Here is a 13093-nt window from a genome sequence, read left to right as displayed (position 1 = left end):
AACAACCAAAGGACACCGCATGATTTCGGAGCTTCCCTTCACGCTCGATTCGCTTCGCCGTGCCTATGCCGAGGGCATCGCGCCGGAGGCGGTCGTAGCAGAGGCATTTCGCCGGCTGCATGCCGCTGACGATCCTGGCATTTTCCTCCATGAAGCAAGGGAAGAGGCTCTGGCGCAGGCAAGGGCGCTCGGCCAGCCGGATGGACGGCCGCTCTGGGGCATACCTTATGTGGCCAAGGACAATATCGACGTGCGCGGCATGCCGACGACGGCCGCCTGCCCGGATTTCGCCTACCTGCCCGAAGAAGACGCCTTCGTTATCAGTCTCCTCAGACGGGCTGGGGCGATCTGCCTCGGCAAGACCAATCTCGACCAATTCGCGACCGGGCTCGTCGGTGTCCGCACGCCTCATCCGGTGCCGCGCAATGCCCTGGACCCTGACATCGTGCCCGGCGGATCGTCTTCCGGATCGGCGGTGGCCGTCGCCAGGGGCATCGTTCCCTTCTCGCTGGGAACGGATACAGCCGGCTCGGGCCGCGTGCCGGCGGCACTCAACAATATCGTCGGCCTGAAACCAACGCTCGGTATGCTGTCGGCATCCGGCGTCGTGCCGGCATGCAGGACGCTCGACACGATCTCCATCTTTGCGCTGACGGTAGCCGACGCATGGAGCGTCTTGGAGACTGTTGCCGAATACGATCCGGCCGACGCCTATGCGCGGCCGCTGCCGCAGCGGCGCCTTTCGCGGCCCGCGCCCGCAGTCCAGGTCGCGGTTCCCGATGAAAGCAGTCTGGAAACCTTCGGCGACAAGCTGCAGGCGGACCACTTCCGCGCAACGGTTACGGATTTGCGAACCCAGGGAGCCGTTGTTCGCGAAATCGACTTCCGTCCGTTCTTCGATGTCGCGGAGATGCTCTACGAGGGTGCCTGGGTTGCCGAAAGGACAGCTGCGGTCGGCGATCGCCTGGTTTCGGCACCTGAAACGCTGCATCCCACGACACGCAAGATCATTGAGGGCGGCCTGAAGCTCTCTGCCGTCGACGCTTTCCGGGGCATCTATCGGCTGCAGGACCTGCGCCGTCGCTGCGAAGAGGCGCTGGCGGGCATTGATCTCCTCTGCGTTCCGACCATCCCGACCTTCGTGTCGCTTGCCGACATTGGCGCCGATCCGGTCGGACCGAATTCCCGCCTCGGCACCTATACCAATTTCGTGAACCTTCTCGACATGTGCGGTATTGCGGTCCCCGCCGGAACGCGCGCCGACGGGCGACCGGGCAGTGTCACGATCCTTGCACGGACCGGCGACGATGCCGCTGCAGCATCGCTGGCAGCATTGCTGGAAACTGGAAGCCTCGGCGCGACCGGCTTGCCCCGTCCGACAGCACCGCAGCCCGAAGTCGAAGCAGGCAGTGGAGAGATCTCGATTGCGGTGTGCGGCGCGCATATGTCGGGCCTTCCCCTGAACCACGAGCTGACATCGCGCGGTGCCCGCTTCGTCAAGGCCTGCCGGACTTCACCGGAATACCGCTTCTTCGCGCTGGCCGGAGAGCCGCCGAAGCGGCCGGGACTTGTCCACGAACCGGGCGCGTCGGGCGCGGCCGTCTCGCTGGAAGTCTGGGCGATGCCGAGCGAACACTTCGGCAGCTTCATGTCAGGTATTCCGGAGCCGCTCTGCATCGGCACTGTCAAGCTCGACGACGGAAGCCGCGTCAACGGCTTCCTTTGCGAAGCTTATGCAGTTGAAGGCGCCACCGAGATTACGCGTTTCGGCTCATGGCGAGACTACCTCTCGTCGTAGCCGAGCAGGCCCGGAGCACCCACGTCGGTCGCCCGTGGAGCGGACAGGAGCAACATGCGGACCCACCATTCCTCATGTTGCCCCCGCGCAACCCGCTTCGACGTCGAAGCGAAGCGCCCGACACGGCATGTCCATTTTCTGCGCCGTACACGTGATGCGCGAGCCCCCGTCGGGATTTTCGATCGACTGGCCGCGCACCACGCCGGCCGGCTCTCTTCCACATCTGCGTCTTGTCGGTTCCGAACACCCCCGCCACATCAGCATCTTGTCGCAGTTCATCGCTTCGGCCATGCGATCGATGCGTATCTCGCCTGCCGAATGCCCGCTGGTCCATTGGAGACCGGTTCGAAGTCATTTTCCCGGACCATGAAAGCTCGTCCCTGCCGTTACGAAAAGCAAGGTGGAGCCGCCGAACACCCGGATTTCCCCGGAACGTCGACGCCCGTGGACAGAGGGGTTGGAGAACGCGGTCGAATAATATTATCAGTAATATTTATTCTGAACTCCTCCCAATCCAGGAGCAGGATGCCGGTCCCGGCGACCTTTCAACCACCCAATAAGCAATCGAGCCGACGCCTTGGGAGATCGCACCGGAGGAAAACTCCGCCCCAGGTGTTTTAGCTAATTTACTGTAATAACTCGATAAAATATCGACGAGGCGAGCAAAAGATTTTTCCGCTTGACGGCATCGGCCTGTGATGTCTTTTTAACGATAAGAAACATAACTAATATTATTAATTGGGAGAAGGCATTGACGGACTCCACTGAACGCGTGAGGGAGGCGAAGGCCGGGCGAATTGCTGCGCTGGACACGCGCAGTGGCGCCCGGTCGGTATCGTTGGCTCTCGCGCTTCTCGGCTTTGGACCACTGCTGATCCTGATTGCACTGATTGCCGGAGCAAGTCTTCTGACCCCCAATTTCCTCAAGCTGGGGAACATCAGCAACATCATGGCTCAGACGTCCGTCATCGCGATCGTCGCGATCGGACAGCATCTCGTCATCCTGACCAGGGGCATCGACCTCTCCGTCGGGGCCAACCTTGCCTTGGCCACCGTGGTCGGCGGACTGGTATTCCGCGTCACGGATTCAACGGTTCTGGTTATGGGGGCGATGTTGCTTTCAGCCGTTACCGTCGGAGCGTTCAATGGTATCGGCTATGTCTACGGGCGTCTTCCTCACGCTTTCATCATCACCCTGGCGACCTTGAGCATCTGTCGGGGGCTCGCTCTTCAGTTTTCGGTAAATCACACGACGATGCGCGGCATGCCCGATGGCATTGTCGCCCTCGGCAGCAGCGAAATCCTGGGCTTGCCCGGTTCCTTCTTCGTGGTGTTGGGCGTTGCGGTGCTGGTGCTGGTCATGACCAAGGGCATGGTCTGGGGGCGGTGGATCTATGCCGTCGGCGGCAAGCCGGAGTCGGCCGTTCAGATGGGAATTCCGGTCAGGCCGGTCCTGGTCTCCACCTACGTCCTGGCCGGCCTGTGTGCCGGTATCGGTGCCATCGTTCTTTCGGCACGCACGCAAGCCAGCTCGCCTCTCTATGGCAATCTTCTGGAACTCGACACGATCGCGGCCGTGATCATCGGCGGCGCGAGTTTCCTGGGAGGGCGCGGCCACCTCGGTCACGCACTCATCGGTGCCGTGATGATTGGCGTTCTTCGCAACGCGCTCAATCTTATGAACGTGAACGTGTTCTTTCAGATGATTGCCATTGGCGCGATCATCCTCCTGGCCGTCGAAGCCGACGTCCTGCGCGGCCACCTGGAAGCGCGGACCCGCGCCCTCCAGGCAACGGGGGCGCGCTGATGACCCCCATGACCAAACGCCCGGTGCTTGCGGTATGCCACGCGGTCAAGCGGTTTGGCGCGGTCCAGGCCCTCAAGGGCGTCGGCCTTGAAGCCTACGCCGGAGAGGTTCTCGCACTCCTCGGCGACAATGGCGCAGGAAAATCGACGCTGATCAAATGCATCAGCGGGGTTCATCAGCTCGACGAGGGGGAGATTCTGATCGACGGAAAACCCGCGGCCCTTCACTCCCCGGCAGCAGCCCGTCAGGCCGGTATCGAAACCGTCTATCAGGACCTTGCGCTGTTCGACAATCTGACGCCGGCGCAGAATTTCTTTTGCGGGCGGGAGATTGCCTACCCCGCGTGGTTGCCTCGCGGCATGCGCTTTCTCAACAAGGCGGCGATGGACAGGGAGGCGGCTGGGATCATTGACCGGCTCAAGGTCAGGCTGCCGAAGCTGGATGCACCGGTCGCCCTGATGTCCGGAGGACAACGCCAGGCGATCGCGGTGGCTCGAGCCACGGTTTTCGCCCGCAAGATCGTCATACTGGATGAACCGACGGCAGCTCTCGGCCTGCGTGAAGCGCGCAAGGTGCTCGATCTCATCCGGCAGCTTCGAGACGAAGGCAACGCCCTGATCCTGATAACGCACAACATGGAACACGTGGTCGAACTGGCCGACCGCGCCGTTGTGCTGCGCCAGGGAAACAAGGTCGGCGAACTCAGGCCAACGCGGCAGAACCAGCAGGAACTGGTCTCCATGATCGTTGGCGCTGAAAGGTAGACCGATGCGCTGTCGGGAGACAGCACATCGGATGGACGATCGCTTTGTCATCTGAGCGATCAAAATCGGGAGGAAATGATGAAACTGAAAGCAGCACTCGCAGGAGCCCTCATTGCCGCGGTTTCGGCCGCTCCGGCCTTGGCGGAGAATATCAAGATCGGATTTATCACCAAGTTTCCGGTCCCTTTCTTTGCCACCATGGAAGACGGCGCAAAAGCCTATGCCGCGGAAAGCGGGGGCCTGGACATCGTCTTCGGTCAGGGGGCTTCGGCGACCGACATCGAGGGCCAAATCGCGTTGATCGAGTCCATGGTGACCCAGGGCGTACAAGGCATCGCCATCACGCCCGTCGACCCTACCGTGGCCACCACGCTCGACAAGGCCATTGCGCAAGTGGTCAAGGTGGTTCTCATGGACAACAGCATTCCCGACTGGGAAGGGCGCACGGCGCTGGCAACCACGAACAACTACGAGGCAGGCAGGACCGCCGGCGGCTATCTGAAGACCGTCCTGAAGGACGGTGACACGCTTGGCATCCTCGAGGGCGTTCCCGGCGTCCCGGCACTGGACGAGCGCGTGGACGGCATGTTGGCGGAATTGTCCGGCGTGAAAGTCGAGATCGTCGGCCGCGGAACGACCAACTGCACCGAAGAGCTCGGGATCAACGTGGCTGAGGACATCCTGACGGCAAACCCAGGTGTTACCGCAATCTACTCGGCATGCGGTCCCGCTGCGGCCGGGGCTGCCCAGGCGATCAAGAACGCAAAACTGGATCACCATGTGATCCTGGTCGGTTTTGACTTCTGCTGCGGCGAGGCCGAAGCTATGGAAGCCGGCATCGAGGATGCGTCGGTCGCCCAGTTTCCCTTCAACATGGCCAAATACGGTGTTGAAGCCCTGGTGAAATCCATCAAAGGTGAGCCGGTCGAAAACCTGATCGATTCCGGTTCGGCCCTGGTCACGAAAGACAATATGAAGGACTTTATGTAGTCGCCCCGCGGGGCCGGACTCGCGCCCGGCCCCGCACCTCGACCGATACAGTCTCTTGAAGCAGTTGGAGTACTAAAATCGTGGACGCGCTCGTTTGCACGCAACCGGGAACTCTGGAATTACAGCACATTCCGCCGCCTGTTCCCGCGGACGGGCAGGTCCTTGTACGTCCGCGCCGCATCGGCATCTGCGGGACCGACTATCATATCTTCGAAGGCAAGCACCCGTTCCTCAACTATCCGAGGGTGATGGGGCATGAACTTGCGGTGGAAGTGGTCGATGCACCCGCGGGTAGTGGCTTCAAGGCGGGCGAAATCTGCGCCGTCAATCCTTACCTGTCCTGCGGATCCTGCATTTCCTGCCGCAATGACAGACCGAACTGCTGCACCAGGCTCTCCGTGCTGGGCGTTCACCAGGACGGGGGCATGACTGAACTCCTGTGCCTGCCGCCGGACAATCTCATCCGTGGCGATGGCCTTTCCGTGGACGCGTGTGCCTCAGTCGAATTCCTGGCGATCGGGGCTCATGCCGTTCGAAGGGCCGGGGTGGCGAAAGGTGAAAGGGTTCTTGTCGTCGGGACGGGACCCATAGGAGTGGGCACGACGATGTTTGCGCGCATTGCCGGCGGCGACGTCTCGGTCCTCGATCTCGACGTGGAGCGAATGAGGACGATCGCGTCGATTACCGGCGGCAAGGCCATTGAAGTCCCGAACGGCACGTCCCCGGCTGATGCTGCCCTGGCTGCAACCGATGGCGAAGGCTTTGACGTCGTTTTCGACGCCACCGGCAACAAACACTCCATGGAAGCAAGCTTCAGCTATGTCGCCCATGGCGGACGGTTGATTTTCGTAGGCGTCCTGGACGCGGAAATCTGTTTTTCGGACCCGGATTTTCACCGCAGGGAAATGACGCTCCTGGCAAGCCGCAACGCAACCGGCGAAGACTTCACACATGTCATGGCCCAGATACGGGGCGGCGCGATTCCGGTCGGCAGTCTGATCAGCCATCGAACAAGCCTGGAGGCATCGGTTGCCGACCTGCCATTGTGGGCCCGGGACAAGGCGGGCCTCATCAAGGCGGTCATATCGATCGACTAGGCCCGGCCCGCCCAACAGATCGGTCCAGCAGGTTTTTTGCCGTCCCGGTTCCTGTTGTGTAAGAAAGTGTTTCCACTTCTTGTCAGCGTGCCGATAACCTGGCGGCGTCCAAGCTGTCCGGCGCGCGGGTCAGTTGCCGGGGGATAAGATGAAAACCGATTCCGTTTTCAAACGGGCCTTCAACGAAACCCTCGACGTCTTGTCAGCATTGGGCAGCGAGGATCTGTTTCCCTCCGAAGTCGTGCTTTCGCAAAGCCTGGGCGTCAGCCGCACCACGGTCCGCAAGGTCCTCTCCGAGTTGGAAAGCCAGGGACTCGTTGTCACGAGCAATCGGCAACGCCGGCTGGTGCGAAGACCGATTGCCAAACCCTTTCCCGAAACCGAAACCCTTTCCACGTCCGCTCACATCGAAAGGCAGTTCATGGAGTGGACGTTGCGGGACAATCTGGGTTCCGGCGCGTCGTTCAACGAACTGGAGCTTGCGCGCCGGTTCGGCGTGGCGACTTCCGCCATCCGCGAATTCCTGAACCGGTTTCAGCATTACGGCCTCATCGAAAAGCGCCCGAACGCGGGCTGGCTGTTCAAGGGATTCACCCCCGAATTCGCACTGGAGCTATTCGAAATCCGCGAAATGTTCGAGTTGCGTTCGGCCTTGGCTTTCGGCGCTCTGCCACGGCAGTCGCCGCTGTGGCGGCAGATCGAGTTGCTGGAAAAGGAGCATACGGATCTCCTTGCCGACATTGCCGAGAAATTCCACGATTTCTCCGATCTCGACAACCGGTTTCACCGGCTTATCAATTCAGCTTCGCCAAACCGGTTCATCGATGACTTTTACGACATCATCAGCCTGATCTTTCACTATCACTATCAGTGGAACAAGAAGGACGAGCGTAGCCGTAACGAAGTCGCGGTCCGCGAACATCTTCGCTATATCCAGGCCCTCAAGAGCCGCAGCGCCGCAAGAATCGAGAAAGCCTGCAGCGCACATCTCGCCTCCGCCAAGCAGACGCTCATCAATGCAACGACACAACAGGAACAGGTGTCGTGACCCTCGTCGCCTTCGATTCACGGACAGGATGCCGGTCTGCGTCCGGAGGTCTGCACGAGGTCATCCATCGAGCCCTCTCTCACCGGAACAGCAATGGCATCTCCTGAATGCCGGTCCATGAGATCCTGCCGTCCTCGTCCGTCCGGATCGTCGGGAAATGGCCGGGAACGATGATGCGGCCGCGACGCAGGACGTCCTGTAGCGATTTCTTGCCGCGTTTTTCCGGATCGAACTCAAGATCGGGAATGCCGGTCGAGGCCTCGCGTGCCGTCTTGAGCGCGTCGGCGGCGAGCACGACGGGTCCTTCGGGGGAGGGAAGCTCCAGCGAGATATGCCCGGGAGCATGACCGGGGGTCGGGAAGGCGGTAACACCGGGCAGAATTTCTTCCTCGCCCGCGGTGAGGCGCAGTTCGCGGCCTTCGAGCAGCATGGGCAGGAGGCGCGGTGTGACCCAGTCGCTCTCGAAGGGCGCCTGGATGTAATCGTATTCGTCGCGGCTGAGGACGACCGGGACTTCAGGAAAAAGATCAAGGTTCAGGACATGGTCGAAATGGCCGTGGGACAGAATTACCAGATCAATGTCTTTCGGGGCCAGGCCGCGGTGCTGCAGGGCATCAAGCAGGAGTTTTCGCGTCACCCCGTGGCCGCAGTCAAAGAGCGCCAGCGTCGCGCCGGACCTGATCAGCACGATCGTGGAGATACCGAAGAAACCACCCTGGAATGCGACGCTCGAGCCTTCCACGAGGATTTCGTATTGCGGGACCACTTTGCTTTCCCTCTTCGGCTGGAGTTGTTTCGACTATGCTCAATATTGGCCCGCTGGCAAGCTTGGGCAGTAACGCGTGAGCACTGTGATCACCAGCACAGGCGCGAAGACGGCTGGCATGGCATACTCACCGCGTTGAACACCATCAAATCGGACAGCTCATGTGTCGATGCATTCCGTGCGCTGCAAAGCCACCGAAGCATCCTGTCCGCCGGAGGTAAGCGCCGTGGGAGACGAAGCAGGAAATCGCCGAAAGGCCAAGGAGCTGGGAGCGCCGGACGCGGAAACGCTTATCGAAACGGTGCCCCACCTTGCGCGACTGCTTTCAAAAGATCAGGTCGCGCAGATTCAGAAGGTACTCGACGCGGCGGTCCTCAACCCGATGTACGAGGACGCCTACAGAAAGGCCATGAAGGCGGCGGTGATTGCGCGCTCCGGCAACCTGGTCTTGCGTGACCGGGCGAAGGAGCGGAAGGCCTACCGGATACTCGACAAACGGATCAGAGTGTCGGCAGGCGACGGGTATATCCGCGTCGATCACAACAAGATGCTGACTGCCGATGCCCTGGTTCCGCGCACCAATAATCCTGATGAAGCCGACTATCTCGTGAAAGTGCGCGAAATCCTCAATTCCAAGGGAGTATGGTTGCGGTTGAGCCAGCCGTGGTCGGCGCAGGGACCCGATCCCACCAGGTGGGAGTTCTGGTTCTCCCTCGGCCGCGACGGCGATACGATCGAGACCGACGACGCGATCATCGACCGGGAGGAATTGCTTGATACGACCATGCTGGGCGCCGGCTACTATCGTGCCGTGCTCACCGGACATGTCCAAACGAAGTTCAAGCGCGCCTTTGAGCGCTTCGACACCCAGTACGACAACGGCTGGGCGCTGCACACGCAGATCATGCGCAACCGCCATAGCGCCGCACCCGGTGTCGCAAGGGTGGCGGACTGGATGGGCGGAACCAGTTTCCCCGATTTTTCAATCTGGGAGCGCCCTCACAAGTTGAGAATGAAGGCGTGGGAAGCGAATGCCGGTGGCGACGTCAAAAAGGCACAGGTCTATCTGCTGGTCGCCGCGCACCTTGTTGAGCACAATGCGCGCCTGCTTTCAGACCACGTCAGCAAGACAATCGGCGGTGCCGAAACGGCGGTTTCGATCCTGAGGGTGGCCGAGACCGCCGGGCAAGTGGCCGAGGCCGTGTTGGTCGTCGTTGGCGTCGGCGCCGGAATGAAGGCACTGCGCGCGGCTGGAAGCAAGGCGATAAGCCAGGAGGCCAGGCACGAGGCGGGAGAACAGCTCGTGCGCGAATACGCCAGGAAGGAAGGTATTTCGCAAGCCGAGCTCAAGATGATCCGCTATGTTCCGCAACCTAAGGGAACCGTACTCGGGAATATCAAAGGCGGTCACAGTGCCGGACACGGCACCGGGCTTCACAAGTGGCCGTGACTGCTCTCGTATCGGCAGATCGGCAGGCACTGGGCTCCACGACAACGGGGCCAGAAGTCGTTCAGTCCGCGCGCCACAGATCTGCAGGTGCAAGAGGCGGCCGGCCCAGAACGAAATCTGCCGCTTTCTCGCCAATCAGAAGCGCGGCCGCATTGGTGTTGGCCGCGAGCATCTCGGGGATTACCGAACAGTCGGCAACCCGCAAGGCGTCAATCCCGTGGACCCTGAGCTGCGGGTCGACGACGCTGGACGGGTGATCTCCCGGCCCCATCCGGCACGTCCCGATGGGATGATAGGTGGTGTTTCCCGTCTCGCGGGCATGGTCAAGCAACGCCGCATCATCATCCACCGCCGGGCCGGGCCAGTGTTCTTCCTCGACGAAGCGCGCGAAGGCAGGCTGCCTTGCGATCCGCCGCGCGAGACGCATCGCACAGACGATGGATCTCCGGTCGTCCTCTTCACCAAGGTAGTTCGGGAAAAACTCCGGTTTGACGCGGACGTCCGGCGACAATGCGCGCACATGTCCGCGGCTCTTCGGGCGTTGCTGCCAACACGCCATCGTCGCACCGGGAAATCTGTCCAGCCCGGACCAGATGCCGGACGGATAGCTCGCCGGCGTAAAGGATACCTGGATGTCGCCAAAGGGTTGCCAGGATTGCGATTTCCAGAAGCAGTAGACGAGGGTCGGAGAAAGCGTGAGCGCTCCCCGCCGGAACGCTGCATAGCGCAAGAGCTCGGCAACAAGAGGCAGGCCTCTCGTTCGCTGGTTGACGCTTGTCGCGCCGCGTATCTTGAGGACGATCCGTGCAGCATAGTGGTCGCTGAGGTTCTCGCCGACACCAGGCAGCGCATGCACGGCAGGCACTCCGAGTTTCGCGAGAAGATCGGGAGATCCGATACCCGAGATCTGCAGGAGTTGGGGCGTTGCAATCGCTCCGGCGCTGAGGATGACCTCCTTGCGCGCACGTATCGTATGTTCGACCCCGTCGCGGATGAAGACGGCCCCGACAGCCCGGCGCCCTTCGAAGAGGAGCCGCGTGACCAGTGCGCCCGTCAGCACTTCGGTATTGCCGCGCCGCATGGCCGGATAGAGGAAAGCACGTGCCGGACTGACCCGTCGACCGCGATGAATCGAACGCTGGACGTAGGAAATTCCGTCCTGCTCTTCACCGTTGTAATCGGCGTTGCGCGGTATGCCGAGCGTCTCGGCGGCATCCATGAAGGCCTCGGCCAGCGGGTCGGGCTCGTCCATGGCGGTAATGGTGAACGGACCCTCCCGGCCGCGATAGAGTTCGCTGCCGATGCCTATGCAGGTCTCATTCCTGCGGAAGTAGGGCAGGACGTCAGCATAGCTCCAGCCCGGATTTCCCATCGCAGCCCAATTGTCGAAGTCGCTCCGGTGCCCGCGCGTGTAGACATGGCCGTTGATGGATCCCGAACCCCCGAGCGTTTTTCCGCGGGACTGGATCAATTCACGTCCCGCCGTCCCCCAGTGCGGAAGGGTCGGATACATCCAGTTGATCTTCGGATTGCCGAGGGCATAGACAACCGCCGCAGGAACGTGGATCGACGGGTGCCGGTCGCTCGGTCCGGCCTCCAGAACGCATATCGTTCCCGGGTACTGTTCCGAAAGGCGGCCGGCCACCACCGATCCGGCAGAGCCCGCTCCGATGATGAGATAGTCGAAGACCCGCGGCGTGATCACAGACGGATCCCGACGTTCTTGGTCTGAACGTAGCCCAACAGGGCCTCCTGGCCTTTTTCGCGTCCATAGCCCGAACGTTTCATCCCCCCGAAGGGCGTCTCGACGCCACCGGCCCACCATTCGTTGACGTAAACCTGTCCGGCAACGAGACGATCGGCGGTCCAGTGTGCCAGTCGCAGGTCGCGGGTGTAGACGCCCGCGGCCAGCCCGTAGTCGGTGCCGTTGGCGATGGCAATCGCCTCTTCCGGCGAATCGAACGGCAAGACCACGAGAACAGGGCCGAAGAATTCTTCCTGAGCGATCCGCATGTCGGGTCGGACGCCGGTGAAAATCGTCGGGCTCATGAAGTGTCCCGGAAGCCCGGGAACGCGGCTCCCGCCCAGCAGAAGGGTCGCCCCTTCCTCGACACCCGCACGGCACAGGCTCTCGACCTTTTCCAGCTGCCGCGCGGAGATAAGCGGGCCCATGTCGCAGCCATCAATTCCCGGCCCGACGGAGCGCTTTGTGGCCAGACCGGCGATCTTGTCCATCAGCTCGTCATGGATCGAGCGGTGAACGATAAGCCGGGAACCCGCGGAACAGATCTGGCCGGAATGGTGGAAGATGCCACGGACTGCGCTGGCGGCCGTCCGGTCAAGATCGGCGTCGGCATGAACAATGCCGCCGGATTTGCCGCCCAGTTCCATGATGCAGGGGATTATCCGCTCCGCGGCGGAGCGAAGGATGCTCTTTCCGGTTTCGACCGAACCGGTGAAGACGATGTGGTCGACGTCGTCGTGGGCCGCCAACGCCGCACCTGCATCATGTCCATAGCCGCAGATGATGTTTACGGCACCGCTGGGGACCCCGGCGCGCTCGCAGGCTTCGGCGAACAGAAACAGGCTGAGCGGCGAATCCTCGGGCGATTTCAAAACGACGGTGTTTCCCGTCACAATGGCGCAGGCCACCGACCGCGCGCCGACGGGCAGCGGCCCGTTCCAGGGCACGATTTGGGCCGAGACGCCGTAAGGCACATGCAGCGTATAGTCGAGAAGACCGTCGCCAAGCGGGATCTGACGGCCCTCAAGTTTGTCAGCCATGCCGCCGTAGTATCTCAGGTATCGCTGGGTCAGTGCGACTTCAGCCCTGCCCGCCGCCAGCGTCTTGCCATTGTCGAAACACTCGAGGGTGGCGATTTCGTCGGCGAGGTGTTCAAGCTGGTCCGCCACTTCGAGCATCAAATCGCCCCGATGGTTCGGGCGCATGTCCTTTAGAGTTCGGCTCTCAAAACACCGGCGCGCAGCTGCAACGGCCTTGTCCACATCCGCAGGCAGCGCTCTGGCAACTTCGGCGATCGGTTCCCCGGTCGCCGGATCGCTCACCGTGATGCGGCTGCCATCGGCGCCGTCCACCCAGTTCCCGTCGATGAAGTTCTGCCAGTAGGGGCGGATTTCCCGTGTCATAGCTGCCTCGCCTTGATGCCCCCGCAATGTTCATGGTCCGGAGGACAGCAATCGGGGTATCAGGCGCGCGCGCCGTGTGGCGAATGTCTTTTGCCAATAGGTCCATGCCGCATTTGCATGTCTTGCCCACGCGAATGGCACCTGATGCTTCCTGTGCATCGCGCTAGTCGCACCTGGCATTGGCCGGCTGTGCATCGTCGCGACTAACTTGCGGCAACCAAGTGCA

At 61.7% G+C, this 13093-nt stretch carries 10 protein-coding genes; 7 read left to right on the top strand and 3 right to left on the bottom strand.

The genetic code is table 11. From position 1 onward, the window contains the following. Positions 1 to 19: 19 nt before the first annotated feature. The 6 genes from atzF to ON753_RS01915 all read left to right on the top strand — a co-directional run bounded on the left by atzF (position 20) and on the right by ON753_RS01915 (position 7504). Entirely contained in the window at positions 20 to 1798 is a 1779-nt protein-coding gene (atzF, locus tag ON753_RS01940) for an allophanate hydrolase (protein WP_265960868.1), read from the top strand. A gap of 838 nt (positions 1799 to 2636) precedes the next feature. Further along, the gene (locus tag ON753_RS01935; RefSeq protein ID WP_323054664.1) at positions 2637 to 3605 is read left to right on the top strand and encodes an ABC transporter permease; all 969 of its coding nucleotides are present in this window, start codon (positions 2637 to 2639) and stop codon (positions 3603 to 3605) included. Further along, entirely contained in the window at positions 3605 to 4369 is a 765-nt protein-coding gene (locus ON753_RS01930; protein WP_323054656.1) for an ATP-binding cassette domain-containing protein, read from the top strand. The genes ON753_RS01935 and ON753_RS01930 overlap by 1 nt, the downstream gene beginning before the upstream one ends. 78 nt (positions 4370 to 4447) lie before the next feature. After that, on the top strand, positions 4448 to 5359 hold the full coding sequence (locus ON753_RS01925; protein ID WP_265960865.1) for a sugar ABC transporter substrate-binding protein: 912 nt from the start codon (positions 4448 to 4450) through the stop codon (positions 5357 to 5359). An 80-nt stretch (positions 5360 to 5439) separates the two neighbouring features. Further along, positions 5440 to 6456 (top strand): zinc-binding alcohol dehydrogenase family protein, encoded by a 1017-nt coding sequence (locus ON753_RS01920; protein ID WP_265960864.1) that lies wholly within the window; start codon positions 5440 to 5442, stop codon positions 6454 to 6456. A 148-nt stretch (positions 6457 to 6604) separates the two neighbouring features. Further along, positions 6605 to 7504 (top strand): GntR family transcriptional regulator, encoded by a 900-nt coding sequence (locus ON753_RS01915; RefSeq protein WP_265960863.1) that lies wholly within the window; start codon positions 6605 to 6607, stop codon positions 7502 to 7504. A gap of 79 nt (positions 7505 to 7583) precedes the next feature. Here the strand turns inward: ON753_RS01915 and ON753_RS01910 are convergent, their stop codons facing one another. Beyond that, the gene (locus tag ON753_RS01910) at positions 7584 to 8270 is read right to left on the bottom strand and encodes an MBL fold metallo-hydrolase (RefSeq protein WP_265960862.1); all 687 of its coding nucleotides are present in this window, start codon (positions 8268 to 8270) and stop codon (positions 7584 to 7586) included. A gap of 226 nt (positions 8271 to 8496) precedes the next feature. On the opposite strand from ON753_RS01910, the gene ON753_RS01905 reads away from it, so the two are divergent. Further along, the gene (locus ON753_RS01905; RefSeq protein ID WP_265960861.1) at positions 8497 to 9720 is read left to right on the top strand and encodes a hypothetical protein; all 1224 of its coding nucleotides are present in this window, start codon (positions 8497 to 8499) and stop codon (positions 9718 to 9720) included. 61 nt (positions 9721 to 9781) lie between these two features. Here ON753_RS01905 and ON753_RS01900 read toward each other — a convergent pair whose 3' ends face one another. Both ON753_RS01900 and ON753_RS01895 read right to left on the bottom strand, forming a co-directional pair. Then, on the bottom strand, positions 9782 to 11425 hold the full coding sequence (locus tag ON753_RS01900; RefSeq protein WP_265960860.1) for a GMC family oxidoreductase: 1644 nt from the start codon (positions 11423 to 11425) through the stop codon (positions 9782 to 9784). After that, a complete protein-coding gene (locus tag ON753_RS01895) occupies positions 11422 to 12867 on the bottom strand; it encodes an aldehyde dehydrogenase family protein (protein WP_265960859.1) in 1446 nt (481 codons plus the stop codon). Before ON753_RS01895 ends, ON753_RS01900 begins: the two co-directional genes overlap by 4 nt. Between the last annotated feature and the right edge of the window lie 226 nt (positions 12868 to 13093).

It is taken from the genome of Roseibium salinum (assembly GCF_026240905.1).
Taxonomy (GTDB): Bacteria; Pseudomonadota; Alphaproteobacteria; order Rhizobiales; family Stappiaceae; genus Roseibium; species Roseibium salinum.
The sequence above is the reverse complement of the archived record's forward strand: the minus strand, read 5'-3'. Positions and strand labels throughout refer to the sequence as shown.

Bases quoted from the DNA above. Each gene is read 5' to 3' on its own strand.
- ON753_RS01925 (WP_265960865.1), top strand. From the start codon at position 4,448: ATGAAACTGAAAGCAGCACTCGCAGGAGCCCTCATTGCCGCGGTTTCG.
- ON753_RS01930 (WP_323054656.1), top strand. From the start codon at position 3,605: ATGACCCCCATGACCAAACGCCCGGTGCTTGCGGTATGCCACGCGGTC.
- ON753_RS01915 (WP_265960863.1), top strand. From the start codon at position 6,605: ATGAAAACCGATTCCGTTTTCAAACGGGCCTTCAACGAAACCCTCGAC.
- ON753_RS01895 (WP_265960859.1), bottom strand. From the start codon at position 12,867: ATGACACGGGAAATCCGCCCCTACTGGCAGAACTTCATCGACGGGAAC.
- atzF (WP_265960868.1), top strand. From the start codon at position 20: ATGATTTCGGAGCTTCCCTTCACGCTCGATTCGCTTCGCCGTGCCTAT.